Below are 22,139 nucleotides of genomic sequence, written 5' to 3'. Positions count from 1 at the left end.
CACTTTTTTAGAATTGCGGAAAAACTTTTCAACCGAATCTTTTTTATCCTTTAACCTAAACCCTTTTCCCTTCCATTTCGTTATAATGATGGAAGGCATAAATGTTTTCTATAAGAAAGTAGGATCACCCATGTTACAAATTAAAAATCTATCAAAACATTATAAAGAATCTGTAGCACTTGATTCGATTGATTTAAGCATAACAAATGGCATATTTGGACTTCTGGGACCAAATGGGGCCGGAAAAACGTCATTGATGAGAATACTGGCAACGCTCCTTAAGCCCACTGGCGGCGATATATGGATGAACTCCATTTCCCTTACAAGGCATCCGGAGAAGGTACGTCCCATGATCGGTTATCTTCCTCAGCATTTTCATGTTTATCCCCAATTGACACCTATGGAGATATTGGATTATGTTGCGGTGATGAAAGGTATCCGAAGTAAATCACGCCGTAAAACGACCATACTAGAGCTGCTTGAAAAAGTGAATTTACAGGAAAAAGCCAATGAAAAAGTAAAGGCTTTATCCCATGGGATGAAGCAGCGGCTAGGGATTGCACAAGCTTTTATCGGCAACCCTTCAGTCGTCATACTCGATGAGCCTACCGTAGGGCTTGATCCGGAAGAAAGGCTGCGCTTCAGAAATCTCTTATCCGTGGAAGGGAAAGATAAAGCCATTATTCTATCCACACATGTTGTGACCGATATTGAAAGCAGCTGCTATGAGATTGCAGTATTGGATAAAGGAAGGGTTGTCCTGGATGGGACCGTGGATGATTTATTGGCACAAGCCCATGGAAGGATCTGGGAAATGGAAGTCCATAAGAATGAATTGGTCCATCTTAAAAATGAGAGCTTGATCTATTCCATCAAGCAGCAGTATGGAAGCTTCATAAAAGTACGGATATTGAATGATGAAAAGCCCTATTCAGGGGCCATTCTTACCCAACCTACTTTAGAAGAGGGATATCTTTCGATAGTGGGGGGAAGATCATGATCACCTATATTCGACAACTTCAATTGGAGCTTACCTTCATTTTCAAGAATTGGCTATTTCTCATCGCTCCACTACTTTATCTTGTTTCTATTTATATCTGGTTTACCTTTCAGGGACCATATCAGGCGGCACAACCCATCTTACAGCGCACGAATGAATTCCTTGCTGTGGGCCACACGGTTTCTTTAGGGGTTATGTTTCTTGCAAGTGTACTCAGCATCAGAAGGGAAAAGCAGACCGTGATGCTGGACTGGACGAATTCCCTGCCCACCTCCTATCGGGGGATCATACTTGCAAAATTCAGTGCCATCAACCTTTATAGCCTGATCTATACGATTATTTTCCTAGTGTCGTTTACCGTTATTGGAATGGTTCAGGGGGAGCAGCTGGATTTCCTCGTGAATCACGGGTCGGTGCTCGCACTTCAAAGTCAAGTATCCTACTTGGTATCGATTGCATTGGGGATGTTTTTGGCTGCGATGATCCCAAATCGCATTGTATATATCATTACATTCTGTGCCTGGATGTTCGGGACATTTTTCATGGAAGGTTTTATCATTCAAAGATATCACCTCTACTATTTAAAAACCTTTCACCTGAGTCAATTTTTCCTTGCCCAATATCTTTCGGAGGGCTGGGCATTTGACATGGCACAGAAGGAAGCATTGCGTTCCCGCGTGTTTGTCTTCTTTTTCAGCTTGCTGCTTTTGAGCCTGACAGTATGGAGAGCGGGAACGAACCGTCTTTCCTCCAAAAAAAGAAGTGCAGCCATCAGTGTTTTCCTTATTTTAGGAGTGACCATTGCTTCTGCTGCTCCTTATACAAATTTATGGACAGAGAAGGTAAAAAAATCCGAAAAGCTTTTCCAATATGCAGTGCACCAAGAGCATTTTGAGGAATCAAACATAGACTTTACTTCCTTTTTGAAAACGGAGAACTATAGTTTGGATGTGGAACGCATCGGGGACTCTGCCATACGTGTCGGTTCTGAAATAATAATAGACAGTCTCAAAGAGAATCATCTAACCTTTACCCTTTATCCAACCTTTGAGATAGAGTTCATCAAGTGGAACGGTAAAGAACTTGATTATCAAAGGGAGAATAGTAGCGTTACTATTGAAAATCTGGAAAACTCCCCATCCAATACCTTGTCGGTCACCTATCAGGGAACATTGAATGAATGGGGCTACTCCTATTCAGATGAGAAAAACTATGCTTTCCTGCAGGATGACAATATGTTTCTTCCGTCATATATCGCCTGGTATCCGATTATTGGGGAATTCCCTGTATATGAGAAATACGTGAATGGATCGGTTGAAAATCTTTTCACCAACTACTATCACCGTTCCGCACAATTAAGCCAGAATATACCCCAGACCAATTTTTCCGTCAATTTGAGGGGTTTTGAACAACCTATTTTCGGCACTTTTGAGGAAAGTGCCAGACAGCCTGATGGCTCTATTATGATTATAAGCAATACCACTCCAGGGCTCACCCTTTTTTCACAGGCAGGCTTGGCTGAGAAGGAATTGTCTTTTGGGACGGATATTATCAGCATGGAAAAACATATCAAACAGATTGAAGATGAATTGGATGAACTAGAAGGAGTCCTTCCCTATTTGAACAGTTGGCTTACCATCAGCAATAGCTTTAAAGAAAAATTTGTGTATTTACCGTCTTTGGAATATACCGGTTCTGAAAATTACTACACCAATATAATTGATGATGCTTTTTTTGTGGATGAGAGAAGCAGGCAATACGTTCTGTCATACGGACCCGACTATGAATCAGACTATGACTATCTATTCCTTGATGTGAAGGCACAATTCATTACTGACTTACTTTTTGAGTTCTATCCTCAAAGTCCTTACTCAACTTCGAACGATTTCACAATCTACCATGGAATGATTCAAGCCTATCTGTTCGTAGCTTTCAAGGAGCATTACCAATTCGACTGGGATGATTTCCGGCTTTTTAACGGAACTAATTATTGGAATCTGGCTTCACTGGGTTACCTTGAATATGAAGAAGGCAACAATACGCTCGAAAAGTTGAATAATAGGCTCTCACAGGAAGATCTTGCTCCAGAGGAGGAAATAGTATACCTGGTGGCAAAGGAATGGGAAAATGGAAACAAAGCTGAAATGAAGCAATTTCTTCGTGAAGTTTATGAGGACATTAAAGGAAGCCCCACTCCAGGTTACAAATATTACGACTGGAAGATTAAATGGAATACATTCATGAATGAATAAAAAGAGAAAAGATTTTACTAAAAGGAGGGATGCACTGTGATCAGTGATGAACAGCTGCTCGAACAGATGGCTGAAGGAAATCAGGCAGCTTTTGAAGCCTTTGTCCATCGATACCATGCAGCGATTCACCAGTATGTGGAGAGACTATTGAAGGATTCAAAAAAAGCAGAAGATATTGTGCAGGAAACATTTATCCGACTGATTAAACAGTTGCAGATAAAGAGTATCCCAACCTATCCGAAGGCTTGGCTATATCGGGTTGCATCCAACCTATGCAGGGATTTTTGGCGAAGCGCCCAATATCGGACGGAAGGAACCGCTAAAGATGAAATGCCGATCTCCATTGACCATAAAGCGTCTGTCACGGAGATATATGAACGGCAGGAAACCCGCAAAGAAGTATTGTCGTCCCTTGGCACTTTATCCCAAGCACAACAGCAGATTGTCATATTGCGCTTTTATCAGGATTTGAAATTGAAGGAAATTGCAGAGATATTGGATATTCCATTGGGAACAGTCAAGTCCAACCTGTTCCATGCTTTAAAGAAATTAAAAGGGGTATTATCCAAAGAAATGGAAAAGGAGGCGGAGAGTAATGAAGGAACATCAGCATCAGAACGACCAAGAGCTATATCAACTAGAAGATGAAATGAAGGATATGTTTTCTTCATATATTGTAAAAACGCCGACAAGTCAGGATACAAAAGCCTTGCTTGCAGCCCTGCAGCCTGCTTTTAATCAGATTTCCAATGAAGACTTGGAAGAGTTTCAATACGAAGCAAAGGCACCTTCGCTCATTTCCCAACTGAAGGCACAGGTATCCTTTTATCAATGGCATTTCTGGGTGGCCAGCACCATCATTTTCATCATGCTCACCCTTTATACTTCCAGTGTCGATGTTTCAAGTGCACCTGTTTTCTATATGTTTGCCATCCCCCTTTCCATGCTGGTAGGAGTATTTTATACCTATCAGACCTGGAACAAGCAGATGCGCACCATTGAAGGGATTACGCCATTCCCTCCTGCTTTGCTTCTATTGAGCAGGATGATCATCATATTTGCCATGAACCTTCTTTTTGGCCTGGTCAGTTCGATCTATCTTAGCTTTGTCATGTCGCAGTTCTATCTGCTGCCGTTCTTATTGCATTGGATTGCACCAGCCATATTCATATTCGGTGTGTTTGCCTACTGCATGATGAACAAAGGTGTGAAAATAGGGTTTGGGATGGGATTGGTATCATGGATCGCCATATTCATCGGTACCATCATGGTCAGGGATATGTCCTATCGACTGAGTATCTCATCCAGCCAGATTGCAAGTATTCAAGGAGCAATGGTCATTCTGGGAATTTTACTCCTCTTCCATGCATTCAGAAGAAGTCTGGTACTTCAATCCATGGAACAATAACGGGGTCATCCTTATGATTACGATAAAAGACCTGAATTGGAGCTACAAAAATTTTTCATTGTCCATTGATGACCTTACAATGAATAATGGGATAAACATACTTGTAGGTAACAATGGTTCCGGAAAATCGACACTGCTTCATCTGTTGGCGACGGCCTTCACCGCTCCTAAGGGGGCCATTCAATACGACGGTGATACAATGGACCACAATCTTGTACAAGTGCGCAGCAAAATCGGATTTGTCCCAACCGGCATAGAACTATATCAAGACTATACCCCCTATAAATTGATGCTGTATATGTCTCAGCTCAAGGGAATCGGGAAGTCTTTTGCCTTGCAGCAAACAAAAGAATTGCTTCGGGTTTTCCATCTGGAGGATGTGGCCAAGAAAAAGATCAAAAGACTTTCCCAGGGTATGCAGCAAAGATTGGCACTTGCCCAGGCTTTCATCGGAAGGCCCCGGTATATATTTTTGGATGAACCATTAAACTTTTTGGATATTCATGAACGCAAATGTCTGTTGAACTATTTAACTACTCTTTCTTCACAATGTGTCATTGTCGTGGCCACACATGAACTGAATGAATGGGAGGAAATTTGCCATTCCGTACTATGGATGAATCGCGGTGCATTCCTATTTTCAGGAAGTAAGGCCATGTGGAAAGCGAACCTCCCTTCAAGTGTTTGGAAGGGGGAACTGCAAGACGAGGACTATGATGACTTTTCAAAAAGGCATCTTATCGTATATGCCGGTCGCCTTCCCAAAGGCCTGCTTGTAAAATGCGCAGCACAACAAAAGCCCGCCCCAGGTTTTGTAAATACCCCTCCCACCATGGAGGATGCATTCTTCATACGAAAACAATCAATCCATCAAAGAAGCTAGAGATTCATAGCTTCTTTTTGTTTGGCTGTATGTAATTGTAATATACTTTTCATATCATCATACCCTCTTGTATTGTATAATTATTTTGGGAGATTCTTTTGTTTTAAAGGAGTTTATATAATGATTACACATTTTAAAAAGCTAGATTGGATTTTGATTACAGCACTTGTTTTGTTATGTGTCTATGGTCTGGTCATGATATACAGTGCAGGGATGCTTTTTGGCCTGGAGACTTATGATGATGCGAGTTATTTCTTTAACCGGCAGAAGGTCTGGCTCTACGTAGGAATTCCCGTCTTTATCGCCGCCATCATCATTCCATATAAGGTATACGATAGATTCACTCCACTCATGCTTGCAGTAATCATTCTCCTCTTACTATTAGTATTGATTCCTGGAATAGGAAAAGAAGTAAACGGAGCGCGAAGCTGGTTCCCGGTAGGAAGTTTCACCATTCAACCAGCCGAGATTGCAAAGCTCGGGATGCTGATTTATTTCGCAAGGGTTTATGCTCGGAAGCAGCCATACATACATCAATTTAAAAAAGGGGTTTCTCCGCCACTTCTGGTTTTGGGACTGATCTTCGTATTGTTGATGCAACAGCCCGACTTGGGGACAGCGACCGCAATCATCGGAGGCTGCGGCGCAATATTGATCTGTTCAGGGGCAAGATTGAAGCATATTCTCATGTTAGGTACAGTGGCGATAGGCGTCATTGGATTATTGGCCACTACAGCCACCTACCGGCTAAAACGATTGACCTCTTTTGTCGATCCTTTTGCCGATGCAGGTGGAGATGGCTATCAATTGATCAACTCCTATATTGCCATTGGTGAAGGTGGTTTGTGGGGAAGGGGCCTCGCTCAAGGGATACAGAAGCTTGGTTACCTTCCTGAGGCACACACAGACTTTATCCTGGCTGTCATTTCAGAGGAATTGGGTATGTTCGGCGTGATATTTCTCTTTATTTTGTACTTGATTGTACTAGTTCGGGGTGTCCGCATAGGGGTTGCCATCAAAGATCCATTTGGCAAGCTTCTTGCATTCGGGATCACTTTCCAGATCAGCATTCAAGTATTCATGAATGCCGGAGCTGTCAATGGGATGTTACCTATCACAGGGATAACACTGCCATTTATCAGCTATGGCGGTTCTTCCTTGCTGATTACGATTTTTGCGGCAGGAATTTTGGTCCACCTATCGAAACATGCAAAACTGGCTATTGAGGCTCGAGAGGAGACACAAACATCATGGGGACAGAAAATAACAAGCTAGAGTATAGTCGGGTCGATTATACGTTGTTATTTCTGCTGTTTTTACTTTTTATTATAAGTTTAGTGGCAGTATATAGTGCTTCGGGTCAGTATTTTGCAAATGACCCTTTTTACTTTTTTAAACGGCAGATTGTTTGGTACATCATCGGGGTTGGAATCATGGTTTCCATTATGTTCTTTGACTATGAGCTGTTGGAGAACCTTGCCCTTCCCTTCTATACGCTCGGACTGATTCTCTTGGTAGCCGTCGAGTTATTCGGGACGGTCCGAAACGGTTCACAACGTTGGATTAATCTTGGGGGCTTCATGCTTCAGCCCTCGGAGTTCATGAAAATATTTTTACTCATCATCCTGGCAGGGGTCATCAATAAATGGGTGAAAGAAAAGCATGAGTTGGACTTTAAGACTCCGCCTATCGTGGTCATTAAACTGATCGCCTATTCGATGCCGCCTTTCCTGCTGATTCTGAAACAGCCAGACCTTGGTACGGCACTGGTAATAGCAGCGATCATGATCACCATGATATTCATCAGCGGTACCTCCTGGAAAGTATTGTCGCTGTTGGCGGGATTCATCATTTCAGTGTTAGGGACACTGGTCTATCTGCATAATTATAATTTTGAACTTTTCACCAAATTCATCGAACCTCATCAGCTTGAACGTATATACGGCTGGTTAAGCAGGGAGGAATATGCGTCCTCCTATGGATTCCAATTGACGGAAGCGCTGAAGGGTATCGGGGCAGGACAAGTGTCAGGACGCGGTCTGTTAGAGGGAGTCCAGTCACAAAGCGGCAGAATACCCGAGGTGCAGACTGACTTCATCTTTGCTTTGATCGGGGAAGAGTTTGGATTTGTCGGGGCAACAATCGTCATTTCAATTTATTTTATTATGATCTACAGATTGATCATGATTGCCATTCACTGTGATAACCCTTTTGGCACCTACTTGGTGACAGGGGTCATTGGACTTTTTGCTTTTCAGATCTTCCAGAATATCGGCATGACGATCGGATTGATGCCGATTACCGGTTTGGCGCTCCCGTTCATGAGCTATGGGGGCAGTGCCTTGCTGACCAATATGATTGCAATGGGAATTGTCATGAGTGTGAAGTACAGGACGAAGCAGTTTATGTTTGATTGATTGGAAGTATTGCAGATTCATATAAGAAAAGGCTCGTTTTACCATAAAATGTGGTGAAACGAGCCTTTTTTTATCTATCTCCTGAATCCGCCTTCTGAATGAATGACCTGTCCCGTGATCCAATCCGCCTGATCGCTTACGAGGAATCGTATCGTCCTTGCTACATCGCGTGGCTCTCCCACCCTGCCAAAAGGAAACATGGGCGCAAGCTCCCTTTTGACGGATTCAGTCATCCACCCCGTGTCAGTCGGGCCAGGATTTACAGCATTGACGGTTATCCCCAATGGGGCCAATTCCGCAGAAAGAGTCAGGGTGAGTGCATCGACTGCCCCTTTTGTTGTAGCATATGCCAGTTCCCCAGGCATCGGCCCCTGTGATTGGCCGGATGTAAGGTTGACGATCCTTCCTCCAGCCTGCTTATCAAACACTCTTGCAAATTGAACACTTAATAGAGTGGTGGCGCGGATATTAACCAAATAATGTTTATCCAGCTCTTCGGCAGTCAAGTCGGAAAAATCGTTATTCGTAGAATAGGCGGCATTATTGATCAGGATATCTGGCATCCCCAACTGCTTTTGCACCTCGTCCATCAACAGCTCTGCCGCATCACTGCGGGACAAGTCCAATTCCAGGCTCGCCGTTTTTACGCCTTTTGCCTCAAGTTCGGTTTTCAGCAGCAGAGGCTCGTTGCTTTCCATTTCCCATGGCATTGTCCTGTCGTAGTCCATCCAATATGTAAAAAAAATGTGGTGTCCTGCATCCGCAAGTTCACGGCAAATGGCAGCCCCGATTCCCCTTAAACGACTGGCACCTGTAATTACAGCTATTTTCTCCACCATCATCCCTCCCTTTCCACTAGATTAGCATAATTCCACTTTCAGACACAGAAAAAAAAGCAACGAAATAGTCCGTTGCTTTTTCATCATATTAAAAAATATAATAATATTGTGTTCTGCTTACTCCCTGTCAATCTCCGTTCCAGGCGTTCGCTTTCCGCGGGGCGGTGCATGAGCCTCCTCGGCCTTGCCTGCGGGGTCTCAAGTCTACCGCTATCTCCCGCAGGACAAGGAAGGCTGCGGCAGCGATACATCGCACGAAGAAAATGCTGGCATTTTCGAGGAGTCTCACGCCCTGCACTCCGATCAACAGGGTTGACAGGTGGCACATACCGTCTGCACTATACTATTTTTATGGTGTATCCTTTGTGATATAAGGGCCTCTTTTTAAAACCAGTGATGATTTAAAGAATCTAGCTGTTGATTGGAGCAATAGGCGAAGACCTCCGGCGGGTGTTGCGTTTAGTGGAGACCCCACAGGCGCAGCCGAGGAGGCTCCACAAACGCCCCGCGGAAAGCGAAGCCTAGTGCGGAAATCAACAGCGGTGTTTATAGAGTTAAATAAAATAGAATAATGGCAATTACTTTTTAGGTGCTTCTAGACGCTTTTCCAGCTGGTCGATTCGCTCGAGCAGCTTTGCATTTTGTGACTCCAAATCACGGGTAGCCTGCTTGGAGGAGAAATAGGGGTCTGTCTCCCACCAGTCCATCCCGATTTCCTTTGCTTTATCGACAGATGCAACAAGCAGACGGATTTTGATGGTCAGCAGTTCGACATCCGCAAGGCCAATTTTGATATCCCCTGCAATGACGACACCTTTATCTAATATCTTTTCCAATACTTCCACTAGGTTACTAGATTGACCCGGGGTTTGCATGGACATAATTAACAGCTCCTTAATTGCTCAAAAAGTTTACAACAGGTTCCCTAGGGGTCCTAGGTCTATGTTCAAGTCTTCATCATCCAAGTCGAAAATCTCTTTCAAATCTTCCATTTTCAATTCCAGATTCATTAATGCGGTACCGAGCTTTTCAATCTCCTCGTCTGTCAGATTGCCCCGCTCCACGCGTCTCAACGCATGCCTTTCAATCAACTGTCTTAACAGTTCAATCACTGTCAGTACCAATTGGGAAAGCCCTTGTTCCACATTATCCGGATCTAGCTGGATTCTACCGCTTTTCTGTGGCTGGTGTTCCATTCTTCTTCCTCCTCATCTATGACTTTCCGCTCGTTGGTCTGCATGAGTTTATCCACGGAGGTTATGAGCAGACGCAAGTCCAAATAGATTAAATCAATATCTGCTATCGAGATGATCAGCTCACCTCTAAGGGCAACCCCTTTGTCGAGGATGACATCCAGGATATCGAGCAAGGATACATCTTGATTCGGATCTACTCCATTAGGTGCTGGCATTGTGAACCCTTCCTTCTATAGATTGGCAAAGTAATAACAAGGCCATGGTCCTGTATATTCCATCGTAAACCCTGTATCGGTATGGGATTCTTTCAAACGCTGAAGTTCCTGGATGAATTCCTCACGCTTCTCCTTTGGAATCAGATACACTCCATTCCAGTTCATATCCTGTTTTCTGCCTGTCATCTCCTGGCTCCAATTTTTCTTTACCGCCGAATCGGAACAATGATGCCCAAGTTGCTCGTGGATGATATCACAGCTTTTCCTCTTTGCTTCTGTTGTCTCTTGATCGATCAGGTTCTTCAGCTTCTTCTTTTCAAAAAATTGCCTGCCTGGGCTTAAAGCGGCTATTTCTTCTTCCCGCTCTTTTATGGCTGGAGAATGATTCATGATTTCCTCTTTGATTTTTTCATCCTCACAATAGATTTTCAGATTCCATTCTTCTTTGTGGGCAAGCTCTGCAAAAAGACTTGTGATTTTGCTCTCTTGCTGTTCGATGGTCAGGGCCAGATTTTCTTCGCTCTTATAGATTGTACAAAACTTAAGAGGAACTAGTGTGTATGATTCATGCAGGGTGGCCAAGGTTTCATGGTGATGATAAGCTTTCGTTTTCAGCCACTCCATATCGTTCATTTTCTCCTCGATAGCAGCCTCCGAGTATTCCTCGGCGTCCAATCTGCACATGACAGCCAACACCTCTCCAAGCTGCCTTGTATAGATTTCATGTTTATCATCAATTCCTTGAATCGCATCCAATGGTCTTTCTTCGACTTCTTTAGCCGGGATTAATCCGTATAAGTAAAATAGCTGTTCTGTACTGATAGCTTCCATTACTTATACACCTCCATCTCTTTTCTTCATATCATCAAACATCCGTTGCTCACGAAGCTTGGCTATCTCATATCGCTCAAGTAGCACTTCTTCCTGCGCGGCATGTTCTTCTTCTGTGATTTCATCCATTTCAGCCATCATCTCAAGCTGGACGAGCTTTTGCTGGATCGTATCAAGATCATACAGCTCTTTATCCACTTCTTCCTGTATCTTTTCACCGAGCTTGACGAGCGCGCCGATCGGTCCGGTCAACAGCTTATGGATCATTAAGCATTCTTCGCCTTCAGCTTAATATCAATGAAGTTGTATGCCGGCCATGGACCTGTGTATTTGAATTCCACTTTATCGGACCATTTTTCATATAGTTCATTAACAAGCTCGTCAAATTGCGCTTCATCTTCACGGTCGATCAAAAAGGAAGCATTGATCAGCATCTTCCCGCCAATCGTTTCGTTCTGTTTGGCAGAAACTGCTTTTTCCGCAAGTGGCAGGAAGATTTCCTTCATACACGCTTGCATTTTTTCCTTCATGAAACGCTGTGCCATATCACCCAGCTCGATGCGTTCATAATAGGAGGCTGCTTCAGATTTCCCCTTGATTTTCTCTTTCAGCTTGATTGCCTTTTGATTTTTATTGATTTCACTTTTCAGCCATTCATCTTTACCCAAGATCTTCAAACCGACTTCAATTTTATTTTCTATTTTGGTGAAAATCTCAACAAACTCATCGTGCAAGGACTTCATTAAAAATTGCACATCCGCCTCTGATTCAAATACATTCCCAAAACTCATAGGGATGACAGAGGATATTTCCATCATGGAGGAGACCACAGATTGGTGGGTGAGCAGATTGTCTTTTTTCGGGTGATAGATTTTGATTGGGGCGTTTGCAACTACCATGGAGAATTCTTTATAGTCGATCAATTGCAAGGGAGTGGACTGGCCTTCGAGTTCCACGTTTCCAAGCGTTAATTCGTTATCCTGTTTTGGAATCGCACAAAATGTATAAAAACCTTGTTTACTTTCCATTGTTATTCCCTCCAAATGCTTTCTTGAACTCTTGTGTGATAAGAGATAAGCTTCTTGATTTCTTTTCATATTGCATCCCCTTGTGAACGGTATGCAGCAATACATCGATGCACAGTTGCTTGAATTCCTCATCCTCTGCACTGATGTTCATTTCTTTATCTTTAGATACCGTCGCAATCATCAGCGCGGCACGTATTCCTGGTCCTTGCTTACTTTTTGATAAGCATTTATCACGTAAATTGGATACAAAGCCCGCAATCATTTCAGCCTGCTCCTCTGCTATCTCCGCCTTCTGACTTAGGATGGCAGATTCAGCTTCAGGATCCATATAGTCAAGCTCCATCGTGATCATCCGATCAAGCAGTGCATCCTGTGTTTCATGAACCCCTGCATATTCAGATGGATTACTTGTAAAAATGATGGAAAAATCCTCATGGACAGGAATCCATTTTTCTTTATGTTTAGATCCATACAAAGGGAGTACTCCCTCTTCGATCACCGATAAAAACAGATTGTTCGTTTCAGGCTTTGACCTGGTAAACTCATCATATATCAGGGTATAACCATTTTTCACTGCCTCGAGCAGCAGGCCTTCCTGCCAATTCTCACGCATGGTCTCCTCTTTTTTCATAACAGAACGGACATAATTATCAACAAGGAGTTTCTTTGTATAACCATTGAAGTCCCCCAACAAATCTGCATTGGTCATTTCCTCATGCCCTTGTAAAACCACAATGGGCCTTTCAAGCTTTTTCGCGACATGAAGTGCGATGGAGGTCTTCCCTACTCCTGTTGGTCCTGTAAAATGCACAGGGAAACCGTTTTTTAGATAATCTACAGTTCTCGATGTGATTTCATCCACTGTGGAATGTGTGACAATCTCCTGCTCCAATTGTTTATTCATCTTCCCAACCTCCACGACAATTCAACGACTTTACTCTTGATATAAATCCAGGGAACTTCTTGCACGAAGGCTCCTGCGATCATAAGATTCGACTTCCATCTCTTTATTTAATCTTGCATGATAGACGCCAACCATCTGATCTTTGGCATATGCCTTCATATATTCCTTCTCTTCAATAACCTCTACAATGACGTCCCAACCTTGGTCTGTCGGTTGAACGGACGTAATTTTATATGGAGGCTTCACAAATTCACAAAAGAACTCCGTTACTTCGTTTAATACCTTTTTCATACTCATCCTAATCACCCACCGATTCATTGAAATGGAACAAAGGCACATATCGTATGTGCCTTGTCCCCTGCCTATTCTATTGTCAAATTTAAGCTTTTTGTCTTTCGTTTACTTGTTCGGATAATTTGAATTCATCATCCATCAGGTCATCCCGTAACAGTCCGACCGCTTCAGCGTAACGCAACCAAGTGTCCACACTCGCAATAACGACGCGTGCTTCAACTGTCACAAGCTCGATACCCACTAATGAAACGCGGGCATATACATCGATGACGACCCCTTTATCTAGAATTCTATCGATTACTTCTGCTAAACTTGAACCATCTGTACTCTTTTGAATAGCTGCCAATTTACTTCACTCCTTTAGTATCACTTGCATGCGGGATTTCCACATTGCTTTTTACTGCATTCATTCCCTTTATATCCGTTACTTTATTTGTTTCTGTATAGGACTTTATATCACTGGAGTTCTTCCGGTTTCCTGTGTCACCTTGCAGAGCCTCTCCAGCTTCTTTCACTTTTTGCAGTTTGTCTTTGACTTTTAATAGAGATTCCTGGATTTTCACTTTCATTTCGTCCGCTTTATTGTGGACGTTATCAGCTAGATCACTTCTGGATTCTTCCAACGATCCCGATGCAGCTGTGATTTTCCCCTGCATCTTTTCCTTCGTCTTCTGCTTCTTATAGTCGATATACTGCTCTGTCGCTTCTCGCTTTATCTTTTTAATCAGCTTTTTCTTCAGTTGCTTCATGTTCTTGGTTGTCTTTGTCTCTTCGAAAAAATTTCATCACCTTATTTCGAGAGTCCGACTTCAATAAAAATGCGGAACTTGCGGCTAGACTGCCGATCACAGCACCCTTCACCCATTTGTTACCCTTAAGTTGTAATGCGCTCGTTTTTACATCCATGAATCTTCCACTCCTTTATTCGATAAAATTTATTCTGTTTCTCGTTATATTCACGCTATGGCCGATAGTTAAACAAAAATGGGGTAAAAAGGGTAGTATTGCCCATGATTTTAGTAATAGCTACCTCTATAGGAATAATTTCTACCCCCTACAATGTTTATTGAACTTTAAAGGAAGGGTAAGAAATATGTAATTCATACTTTATAAGTTAATATAGTAGGCTTTAATAATTTTTAATGTATGCTAGCTGTTGATTGGAGCAATGGGCGAAGACTCCTGCGGGAGGGAGACGTTTAGTGGAGACCCCACAGGCGAAGCCGAGGAGGCTCCACAAACGTCCCGCGGAAAGCGCAGCCTAGTGCGGAAATCAACAGCGGTGTTGACCACCCTATATAGAACAGATATGGACAGGAGGAAGACTAATGAAGAAAGCAGTGCTTTTCAATGGAATTATTATCAGTAGTCTAGTAGGAGCATTTATCACAAGATTACGTTCTGACAATAAAGCTCAAGCAGCTGTGAAAATAAAAGGCAACCAGAATTCACGTGGTGAACTCATCTATCATGTTCCGGAAGGACAATTCTATGAAGTAACCAAAGCTATTGAATGGTTTGATTCAGAGGAAGCTGCGGTTGCAGCAGGATATCGTAAATCCGCAAGATAGCAAACAACCTCCGCTTATTCAGCGGAGGTTGTTTTTTTTTCGCCTCTTATGTCAACCTGCATTAAAATCATGTTGACAGACAAGAGTCTGATAGATTATCATTTTTATTGTTAACTACATCAGACAAAGGGGTTTACATTATGAAGCGTAGAATGAAGACATTGGATATTACATATGCGGCAATGTTTGTTGCACTGATGGCGATCGGTGCCAATATCACATCCTGGGCACCATTTTTGGAAGTGGCAGGCATCCCATTGTCCATGCAGCCATTTTTTTGTATACTTGCCGGGATACTCTTGGGATCACGCCTAGGGGCAATAAGTATGTTTGTTTATTTATTGGTAGGAGTTGCAGGTGCACCTGTCTTCGCGCAGTTTGGATCTGGTATGGGTGCAGTGCTTGGCGGCTCAGGCGGCTTTATTCTTTCTTATATCGTAACAGCATTTGTGGTTGGTCTTATCGTGGAAAGAAACGAAAAGCCGGGTCTCGCCACTTTTATGACAGCTTCTTTCGTTGGTATCATCCTTATTTATGTAATCGGAACAACTTATATGTGGTTTATCGTAAACAATGTAGCGGAAGGAAATATGAGCTACAAAGCAGCATGGGGAATTATGGCATGGTTCTCCGTAAAAGATTTGGTGTTTACGGTTATCTGCGCAATGATTGCACCAAGACTCTACTACACTTTGAATAAGACAACGAACATCTCCCATACACGGAGAGTCGCTTAATAACAAATAAATAAGAAAGACCTGCTACCAAGGACAGTAGCAGGTCTTTTTTTTCATTATAAAACCATCGCCGCAATGCAGCCAAAGATTATCAATGGGATGTTGTAGTGTATGAATGTCGGTACACAAGTCTCCCAGATGTGGTTGTGCTGTCCGTCTGCATTCAGACCGGATGTCGGGCCGAGAGTACTGTCGGACGCAGGTGAACCGGCATCACCGAGTGCAGCTGCTGTTCCGACGATGGCAATGGTAGCCATAGGACTGAAACCAAGCTCCATGCAAAGAGGAACAAAGATGGCAGCAATAATTGGGATCGTCGAGAACGAAGAGCCGATGCCCATCGTAATCAGCAAGCCGACCAACAGCATCGCGAACGCTGCCAAGAGCTGATTCGTCCCAATCCAGGTAGCGGAGGTCTCCACCAATGATTCAATGTGGCCTGTCTCCCTTAGCACACTTGCAAATCCGGATGCTGCAATCATGACAAATCCGATGAATGCCATCATGCGCATGCCTGAAGCCAAAACAACATCCGTTTCATTGGATTTCATAGCCCCACCAATGTATAGGATGATGATACCTACGAGAGATCCATAGATCATCCCCTGAACCCCGACAACTTCAGACAAGTATAGCTGGGATGCAAGGGAGAGGACTACAGCAACAATCGCAACAATCAGTGATTTTACTGTATAGCTCTCTGTTTGCTGCCCTGCAATATCTTCCTGTATATAGGTTCTTTCTTTTCTATAACTGAAGAAAATCGCAACCAGCAGACCGACTACCATTCCTGTTGTCGGGATAAGCATCGCCATCGGGATATCTGAAAGGCTGATATTCATTCCGCTTTCCGACATATTGGTTTTCAGGATATCATGGAAAATCCCCCCGAACCCAACCGGTAATAGAATATAAGGTGCCGTTAAACCGAAAGTGATAACGGTCGCTGTCAGACGGCGGTCTATTTTTAATTCATTTAATACTTTCAACAATGGCGGTATGAGAATGGGAATAAAGGCAATGTGTACCGGTATGACGTTTTGGGACATAATCGACACAGCAAGGATGATCATAAGAATAAGGACCTTGGACAGAGCCTTCTTACGGGTATCCCCCTTCGATCCGACTAGCTTCAAAGCACCTTCAACAAGCGCATCAGGCAAGCCTGTCTTGGAAAGGGCAACTGCAAAAGCTCCAAGCAAAGCATAGCTTAAGGCAACTGCAGCATTACCACCGAGGCCATCGGTAAACGTGTTGATCGTCGTCTCAAGGCCCAACCCGCCGACTAGACCTCCTATCAGTGCACCTGATACAAGTGCCAATACTACATTTATTCTAAGTAAACTTAATACAAGCATGACTAAAACTGCTATGAGGACTGCATTCATGTTGTTACTTCCTTTCTTTTCTTTAAGTGCGCTTTTGCTTTACTATATTAAACTATTAGAGAATTAGAGTAAAAAAGCATATAATTAAATTATCATCATTGCAAAAGGGTGTCAACATAAAATGATAGGAAAAGAGAGGAAGGTTAGAGTGTAGCTTAATATGCAAAATAAAAACACACCTTCCAATAAGAAGGTGTGTCTTATATTCATTATTCTTCTTCCGTTTCACCAAAACGCAGAACAAAAGTTACAAGTGTTCTAACCATGACACCTGTTCCTCCTGCCGGGCCGAGGTCATGATTGGATTTCGCTGTTGCTGTCCCGGCGATATCCAAGTGTACCCAAGGCGTCTCTTCCGCAAACTCGCCGATAAATGCGGCTGCAAAAATGGCATGCCCATCTCGGCCCGGTGAGTTGTTCAGATCTGCCACTTTACTGTTGCGGACTCTTTCCTTGGCATGCTCGAAGATAGGAAGGCGCCACATTTCCTCCCCCGCTTCATAGGAAGCCTCGAGAATCTGTTCGAAAAGATCCTCATTATTTGTCAGTGCACCTGTAGTGTGGTTTCCTAGTGCAATGATCACACCGCCTGTAAGGGTTGCAACATCCACAAGATAGTCGGCACCGTGCTGCTTGGCATACGTAATGGCATCCGCCAATACTAGACGGCCTTCAGCATCGGTATTCAAGACCTCGATCGTTTTACCACTCATGCTTGTAATAACATCGTCCGGCTTAAAAGCGTTTCCGCTGATCATATTATCAGTTGAAGCGATAACTGCAAGAACGTTCTGCTCCGGTTTCAGCTCGCCGATCACTTCCATGGCACCAAGAACCGCTGCCGCTCCACCCATATCGGATTTCATGCCGACAATGCCGTCCTTCGGCTTGATGGAGTATCCGCCAGTATCAAAGGTGATCCCTTTACCGACTAGACCGATGACGTCGGTCCATTCGTCCTTGCCCTGATACTTCATGACAATCATTTTTGGAGGTTCGACTGAGCCTTTATTTACTGCAAGCAGTGCACCCATTCCGAGTTTCTCCATATCCTCTTTTTCAAGGATTTCAAGTTCAAAGCCGTATTTCTCTGATAGTTCGGAAGCGTAATTTGCCATATCCGTCGCTGTGAGCATGTTACCTGGAAGGTTTACCAGCGTACGTGCAGAGTTTGTCCCTGTTCCGAAGTGGTAACCGACATTCAAGCTTGCCTTAATCTCCTCGTTATCGGCATCTGTCACTATCGTGACGTTCTCAAGCTTGATCTCTGGCTCATTGGATTTCTTCTTATATCCATCATACATATATGTTGCCATTGGAATGGCTTCCCCTAGCGCATGGGCAGCGTCCAACACATCCACTTTATCTGTCAGGAAAGTATCCAAAGCGATAGCAACGCTTGTATACCTTGACTCTTGAACCGTTTTTGCCACTCGGCCAAATACCTTTCGCAGCTCTTCAAAGTTCAATTTCTCTTCCCTGCCCAAACCTACAACAAAAATCCTTTTAAAAGCTGTCTTACCAAACGTATGTATTTTTGAGATTTTGTTTTTCTTGGAGCTGATGTCGCCTTCCTTCAACAAGTCGGTGATCTGACCGTCGAGCTGAGCATCCAATTCCCCTAGCAGGCCTTCCACCTTTTTATTCTTTTCTGAAAGCCCTACAATGATTGCCGTTTGTCTCTCTGTAAAATCGGTATGATTCTGTACTGTGAACATCCTTTGGCACCTCCCACATATTTGTTTCTATTATATCGAAAAAGCGGAAATATTTCGAGTTTCTAATCATCTTCAAGATAAAGAACTAGAGAGGGAAGTGGAGGCAATGAAGAAACCTCCTCAAAAGGTACCCGATCTATATCCTCAGGGAAAATGCTCAAACACTCCAATATGAATGTATTGACCTTTTCGAGGTCCACTCCCCAAAACTTTGGACGATACTTCTGGATATACACGTGACCTGCGTGCATCATCAGTCGCGCACCCTTCACATTCCCGTACTCATAGTGGTAAATGGCCACCGTCATTTGCAGCAAGCCCTTCAGAAAGTAATTATCTTTATCCGTCATCCAGATTTCCTCTAACAGATCATGGCATGTATAATAATCCCCCTCGTTAAAAGAAATGAAAAAATCATAGTACTCTTCCGGATAAATCTCCATGACAAAGTCCCCTCAAGTAAAATTCTCTTATAATTATCTTAACAAAAGCAATAAAATAATTCATAATTATTAGACAGAAGCTTTTAGAGGGAATTTTCACCAAAGATGAGTTCTACAACGAATAAGAAAGGGTATAGTAAGGAAGAGTCCACCAGTAATTATTGTATCTATCATTTCATCATAGAAAGGGCGATTGATGAGACATGGAATTATTCGATAATTTTCCGTTATGGGCTGCACTTGCAGCAATTTTCTTTGCACAGTTTGTAAAGGTCCCCATTCAATTCATTGCTACAAGAAGAATTGACTGGACACTCATAACAAGCACCGGGGGGATGCCAAGCTCCCACTCTGCTGCAGTAACCGCCTTGGCAACAGGAGTGGCATTGGAGGTTGGGTTAGCTTCCCCGATTTTTTCTGTGGCGACGGTTTTTGCCATCATTGTCATGTTTGATGCAACAGGGGTAAGAAGGCATGCCGGGGAACAGGCAATAGTGTTGAATAAATTGGTCGGGGATTTTAACCGGTTTGTTGAAGAAACAAAAAAATGGCCAAAGATGAACGAACAGGAAAAAGTCAAGGACCTGAAAGAACTTCTCGGACACAAACCGATTGAAGTTTTCTTTGGGGGCTTAACAGGAATATTCCTTACACTTGTGCTTCATTATTTTACAGAGATCTGGTAGGTGATAGAATGCGACTCGTTTCATTATGTCCTAGTAATACGGAATTACTGTATTACTTAAATCTCATTGATGATCTGGTGGGAGTGGATGATTTTTCTGATTGGCCTGAAGAGGTAACCCATCTTCCTAAACTGGGACCGGATCTTCAAATCGATATGGATAAAGTGGAAGCACTGAAGCCCGACCTTGTTCTCGCTAGCCTTAGTGTACCGGGAATGGAACGTAATATTGAATCACTTCAGAAAAGAAACATCCCACATATTGTATTGAATCCGCAAACTTTGAAGGATATTCAAAACGACTTACTGCAAGTAGGGGAGCTGACTGATAGGAAAGAGCTTGCCAGACAAGTAGTGGAGTCCATGGAGGCATTCATAAAATCGTACAAAGAGATGGCCACAACCGTCAAAATGAAACCCAAGGTATATTGGGAGTGGTGGCCAAAGCCGGTCTTTACTCCAGGATCAGTAAACTGGCTGACAGAGATAAGTGAACTGGCTGGCAGCAGCAATATATATGTTGACCAGGAAGTTGCTAGCCATCAGACTGATTGGGAGGATGTCAGGAAGAGGAATCCTGATGTCATTTGCATGATATGGGTCGGTGTAAAGGAATCCAAAATGAACCCTGACCATGTTCGTAGAAGGCCTGGCTGGACAGAAATGAAAGCAGTGAAACAGGATAACATCTTTGTGCTGGAAGAACGTCTATTTTGCCGGCCCTCTCCAAGGCTATTGGAAGGACTTCAAAAACTTGCCAAGCTTCTGCATCCTGATATCTTTTCCACAGATAAAAAATGGTCGTTCTATCTTTAACGATAGAATCGACCATTTGTCAGCAATACCCGCTTGTCCCACTTTATCTTTCAGTGTCAGCTATAAACTTCTGTCGGAACACCTGCATCGTTTCCTGTTCATTCAATAAAGTGAGCTCTTCTTCTGTAATTTTCCCGTCACCTTTTTTCACCACATAGACTTCGAGGGTCTTTTTCCCCCACTGGGAGAAAACATCTTCCACCGTCTCATAATAAAGGTCAATCTTTTTTCCTTTGATGGCGCTGCCCGTATCGGCCACCACTCCATATCCGTATTCCGGTATAAATAGAATGGTCCCGATTGGAAAGACACTAGTATCTGCTGCTATGGTTGAATATAGATCTCTTCTTACCTTAAGCCCTGAATATGTAATTCCATAGCCTGGATGATCGGGATTTTTCCCGGTAGATTCTATGCCTGCAGTATATCCGGTTGCAGATACCGTCTGAACTTCATAACCACTCCAGTCCATATCCTCAAGCCTTTTGGAAGACTCCACCGCCTCTTTGGAAGAAACAAGTGTCGGAGTAGCAAAAGCAATCTTTAAACTTTTAAAATCCAAACCGATTTTTTTGAAAAAACTTTTATGTTCATGCCCGTCTGTTTCTTTCGATGCATAAATTTCATTTTCTTTAAGCCAATTCTGTATGGTCGATGCTTCCACACCGGATAAAGACTGGAAGGTCACAAATAGCGCCATAGTAAACAAAACCGCTGTAACCATCCTTCGGCATATCGTTTTCGCCGTTTTCATGTGATACAATCACTCCTCTCACAAAGTATTTCTTCCCTCTTTCACCAAGAAATATTCCACTTTTGTAAGATTTGTCTAGTAAACACGTTATTCTTTCCAGTAAATGTTAACAATCTATTAAATTTTTCCCATAAAAAAAGAACCGACTTTTGTCGATTCTTTTGTTTAAAACATCTGATATCCGCTTTTTCTAAGCATTTTTATCACAATACCGGAACAGATTGCTCCCAGGAAACCGCTGATCAGAATCGATATATCTGCCATCTGCAATGATGCGATTCCTGTTCCTACCGTGGAAAATGCCTCTCCCGTGTTTCTGAAAAAATCTATAAGCTTCACGTCATCTTGCACGATGATCCAAATACATACTACAGGATAGATGATTGCCATTATCCAGGACATGCGCAATAACATATTTAGAAGGAATCCAATTCCAAAGAATAACACAAAAAATAGGACGATCGAAATAAGCAATATCGGTATATTCATACCATGCACCTCCAATACACATCTTTTCTTAGTGTACTGAATGGCTTGATACGAGTCAATTATATTCGGAAGTCAAATGAAAAAACACTATCACATTTGTCGGTATTTTGTCCGAACCAATGTGATAGTGCCATTTATCTTATTTTCTACCGCTGCCACCACAGCAATTGCAGGTCTCAGATCCGCCTAACAGTAATTGAAAATAGCCTTTACCAGAACAGTAAACACATTCCTTTTTCTCTGTTTGCAGTTGATTTTTCATTCCTTATCC

General features: G+C 42.9%; 29 protein-coding genes. 11 read left to right on the top strand and 18 right to left on the bottom strand.

From position 1 onward, the window contains the following. Positions 1-130: 130 nt before the first annotated feature. The 7 genes from JOC95_RS18350 (at position 131) to rodA (ending at position 7,960) form a co-directional block, all read left to right on the top strand. Positions 131-1,000 (top strand): ABC transporter ATP-binding protein, encoded by an 870-nt coding sequence (locus tag JOC95_RS18350; protein WP_204418863.1) that lies wholly within the window; start codon positions 131-133, stop codon positions 998-1,000. Then, positions 997-3,252 carry an ABC transporter permease gene (locus tag JOC95_RS18345; RefSeq protein WP_204418858.1) on the top strand — a complete coding sequence of 752 codons (2,256 nt, stop codon included), beginning with the start codon at positions 997-999 and terminating at the stop codon, positions 3,250-3,252. The genes JOC95_RS18350 and JOC95_RS18345 overlap by 4 nt, the downstream gene beginning before the upstream one ends. 36 nt (positions 3,253-3,288) lie before the next feature. Further along, the gene (locus JOC95_RS18340) at positions 3,289-3,900 is read left to right on the top strand and encodes a sigma-70 family RNA polymerase sigma factor (RefSeq protein WP_204418854.1); all 612 of its coding nucleotides are present in this window, start codon (positions 3,289-3,291) and stop codon (positions 3,898-3,900) included. Continuing rightward, on the top strand, positions 3,848-4,660 hold the full coding sequence (locus JOC95_RS18335; RefSeq protein WP_204418851.1) for a hypothetical protein: 813 nt from the start codon (positions 3,848-3,850) through the stop codon (positions 4,658-4,660). The genes JOC95_RS18340 and JOC95_RS18335 overlap by 53 nt, the downstream gene beginning before the upstream one ends. A gap of 13 nt (positions 4,661-4,673) precedes the next feature. Then, positions 4,674-5,543, top strand: a complete 870-nt coding sequence (locus tag JOC95_RS18330) for an ABC transporter ATP-binding protein (protein WP_204418849.1) — start codon at positions 4,674-4,676, stop codon at positions 5,541-5,543. 120 nt (positions 5,544-5,663) lie between these two features. Then, on the top strand, positions 5,664-6,818 hold the full coding sequence (gene ftsW / locus JOC95_RS18325; RefSeq protein ID WP_204418846.1) for a putative lipid II flippase FtsW: 1,155 nt from the start codon (positions 5,664-5,666) through the stop codon (positions 6,816-6,818). Beyond that, positions 6,794-7,960, top strand: a complete 1,167-nt coding sequence (rodA, locus tag JOC95_RS18320; protein ID WP_204418844.1) for a rod shape-determining protein RodA — start codon at positions 6,794-6,796, stop codon at positions 7,958-7,960. The genes ftsW and rodA overlap by 25 nt, the downstream gene beginning before the upstream one ends. Positions 7,961-8,034: 74 nt before the next feature. Here rodA and JOC95_RS18315 read toward each other — a convergent pair whose 3' ends face one another. The 12 genes from JOC95_RS18315 to JOC95_RS18260 all read right to left on the bottom strand — a co-directional run bounded on the left by JOC95_RS18315 (position 8,035) and on the right by JOC95_RS18260 (position 14,173). Beyond that, entirely contained in the window at positions 8,035-8,802 is a 768-nt protein-coding gene (locus JOC95_RS18315) for an SDR family oxidoreductase (protein ID WP_204418841.1), read from the bottom strand. Between the two features lie 575 nt (positions 8,803-9,377). Next, on the bottom strand, positions 9,378-9,680 hold the full coding sequence (locus JOC95_RS18310; protein ID WP_204418839.1) for a gas vesicle protein: 303 nt from the start codon (positions 9,678-9,680) through the stop codon (positions 9,378-9,380). A 30-nt stretch (positions 9,681-9,710) separates the two neighbouring features. Continuing rightward, complete coding sequence (locus tag JOC95_RS18305; protein ID WP_204418836.1) at positions 9,711-9,995, bottom strand: gas vesicle protein K; 285 nt, start codon at positions 9,993-9,995, stop codon at positions 9,711-9,713. Beyond that, a complete protein-coding gene (locus JOC95_RS18300) occupies positions 9,956-10,210 on the bottom strand; it encodes a gas vesicle protein (protein WP_204418833.1) in 255 nt (84 codons plus the stop codon). The genes JOC95_RS18305 and JOC95_RS18300 overlap by 40 nt, the downstream gene beginning before the upstream one ends. 15 nt (positions 10,211-10,225) lie before the next feature. Beyond that, positions 10,226-11,041: a GvpL/GvpF family gas vesicle protein gene (locus JOC95_RS18295; protein WP_204418829.1), complete on the bottom strand. Its 816-nt coding sequence runs from the start codon at positions 11,039-11,041 to the stop codon at positions 10,226-10,228. A 3-nt stretch (positions 11,042-11,044) separates the two neighbouring features. Further along, a complete protein-coding gene (locus JOC95_RS18290; RefSeq protein ID WP_204418827.1) occupies positions 11,045-11,308 on the bottom strand; it encodes a gas vesicle protein GvpG in 264 nt (87 codons plus the stop codon). Beyond that, positions 11,308-12,069, bottom strand: coding sequence for a GvpL/GvpF family gas vesicle protein (locus JOC95_RS18285; protein ID WP_239583002.1), 762 nt, complete (start codon positions 12,067-12,069; stop codon positions 11,308-11,310). The genes JOC95_RS18290 and JOC95_RS18285 overlap by 1 nt, the downstream gene beginning before the upstream one ends. Then, positions 12,059-12,973, bottom strand: a complete 915-nt coding sequence (gvpN, locus tag JOC95_RS18280; RefSeq protein WP_204418817.1) for a gas vesicle protein GvpN — start codon at positions 12,971-12,973, stop codon at positions 12,059-12,061. Before gvpN ends, JOC95_RS18285 begins: the two co-directional genes overlap by 11 nt. A gap of 30 nt (positions 12,974-13,003) precedes the next feature. Further along, on the bottom strand, positions 13,004-13,270 hold the full coding sequence (gvpO, locus tag JOC95_RS18275) for a gas vesicle protein GvpO (RefSeq protein ID WP_204418814.1): 267 nt from the start codon (positions 13,268-13,270) through the stop codon (positions 13,004-13,006). 82 nt (positions 13,271-13,352) lie between these two features. Next, a complete protein-coding gene (gvpA, locus tag JOC95_RS18270; protein ID WP_204418811.1) occupies positions 13,353-13,613 on the bottom strand; it encodes a gas vesicle structural protein GvpA in 261 nt (86 codons plus the stop codon). 1 nt (position 13,614) lies between these two features. Continuing rightward, positions 13,615-14,016 carry a hypothetical protein gene (locus tag JOC95_RS18265; protein WP_204418809.1) on the bottom strand — a complete coding sequence of 134 codons (402 nt, stop codon included), beginning with the start codon at positions 14,014-14,016 and terminating at the stop codon, positions 13,615-13,617. Beyond that, a complete protein-coding gene (locus tag JOC95_RS18260) occupies positions 13,988-14,173 on the bottom strand; it encodes a hypothetical protein (protein ID WP_204418805.1) in 186 nt (61 codons plus the stop codon). Before JOC95_RS18260 ends, JOC95_RS18265 begins: the two co-directional genes overlap by 29 nt. A gap of 422 nt (positions 14,174-14,595) precedes the next feature. Between JOC95_RS18260 and JOC95_RS18255 the strand changes: the two genes are divergently transcribed. Together JOC95_RS18255 and JOC95_RS18250 are read left to right on the top strand one after the other, a co-directional pair. After that, the gene (locus tag JOC95_RS18255; protein ID WP_204418802.1) at positions 14,596-14,838 is read left to right on the top strand and encodes a sunset domain-containing protein; all 243 of its coding nucleotides are present in this window, start codon (positions 14,596-14,598) and stop codon (positions 14,836-14,838) included. A gap of 140 nt (positions 14,839-14,978) precedes the next feature. Next, positions 14,979-15,575 carry a biotin transporter BioY gene (locus JOC95_RS18250; protein WP_204418798.1) on the top strand — a complete coding sequence of 199 codons (597 nt, stop codon included), beginning with the start codon at positions 14,979-14,981 and terminating at the stop codon, positions 15,573-15,575. Positions 15,576-15,631: 56 nt separating this feature from the next. Here JOC95_RS18250 and JOC95_RS18245 read toward each other — a convergent pair whose 3' ends face one another. From JOC95_RS18245 to JOC95_RS18235, 3 genes are all read right to left on the bottom strand, one after another. Further along, the gene (locus tag JOC95_RS18245; protein ID WP_204418796.1) at positions 15,632-16,963 is read right to left on the bottom strand and encodes a Na+/H+ antiporter family protein; all 1,332 of its coding nucleotides are present in this window, start codon (positions 16,961-16,963) and stop codon (positions 15,632-15,634) included. 209 nt (positions 16,964-17,172) lie between these two features. Continuing rightward, positions 17,173-18,681 (bottom strand): leucyl aminopeptidase, encoded by a 1,509-nt coding sequence (locus JOC95_RS18240; RefSeq protein ID WP_204418794.1) that lies wholly within the window; start codon positions 18,679-18,681, stop codon positions 17,173-17,175. A gap of 62 nt (positions 18,682-18,743) precedes the next feature. Beyond that, a complete protein-coding gene (locus JOC95_RS18235; RefSeq protein ID WP_204418792.1) occupies positions 18,744-19,124 on the bottom strand; it encodes a DUF309 domain-containing protein in 381 nt (126 codons plus the stop codon). Between the two features lie 203 nt (positions 19,125-19,327). Here JOC95_RS18235 and JOC95_RS18230 point away from each other — a divergent pair, with 203 nt between their 5' ends. Both JOC95_RS18230 and JOC95_RS18225 read left to right on the top strand, forming a co-directional pair. After that, positions 19,328-19,810: a divergent PAP2 family protein gene (locus JOC95_RS18230; protein ID WP_204418789.1), complete on the top strand. Its 483-nt coding sequence runs from the start codon at positions 19,328-19,330 to the stop codon at positions 19,808-19,810. 8 nt (positions 19,811-19,818) lie between these two features. Further along, positions 19,819-20,625, top strand: coding sequence for a cobalamin-binding protein (locus JOC95_RS18225; protein ID WP_204418786.1), 807 nt, complete (start codon positions 19,819-19,821; stop codon positions 20,623-20,625). Positions 20,626-20,668: 43 nt separating this feature from the next. Here JOC95_RS18225 and JOC95_RS18220 read toward each other — a convergent pair whose 3' ends face one another. The 3 genes from JOC95_RS18220 to JOC95_RS18210 form a co-directional block, all read right to left on the bottom strand. Beyond that, positions 20,669-21,379, bottom strand: a complete 711-nt coding sequence (locus JOC95_RS18220) for a 3D domain-containing protein (RefSeq protein WP_204418782.1) — start codon at positions 21,377-21,379, stop codon at positions 20,669-20,671. 165 nt (positions 21,380-21,544) lie between these two features. Further along, entirely contained in the window at positions 21,545-21,868 is a 324-nt protein-coding gene (locus JOC95_RS18215; RefSeq protein ID WP_204418780.1) for a YuiB family protein, read from the bottom strand. Positions 21,869-22,007: 139 nt separating this feature from the next. Further along, positions 22,008-22,130 carry a YuiA family protein gene (locus tag JOC95_RS18210; protein ID WP_204418777.1) on the bottom strand — a complete coding sequence of 41 codons (123 nt, stop codon included), beginning with the start codon at positions 22,128-22,130 and terminating at the stop codon, positions 22,008-22,010. Positions 22,131-22,139: the final 9 nt, after the last annotated feature.

The organism is Sutcliffiella tianshenii, assembly GCF_016908565.1.
GTDB lineage: Bacteria > Bacillota > Bacilli > Bacillales > Bacillaceae_I > Sutcliffiella_A > Sutcliffiella_A tianshenii.
The sequence above is the reverse complement of the archived record's forward strand: the minus strand, read 5'-3'. Positions and strand labels throughout refer to the sequence as shown.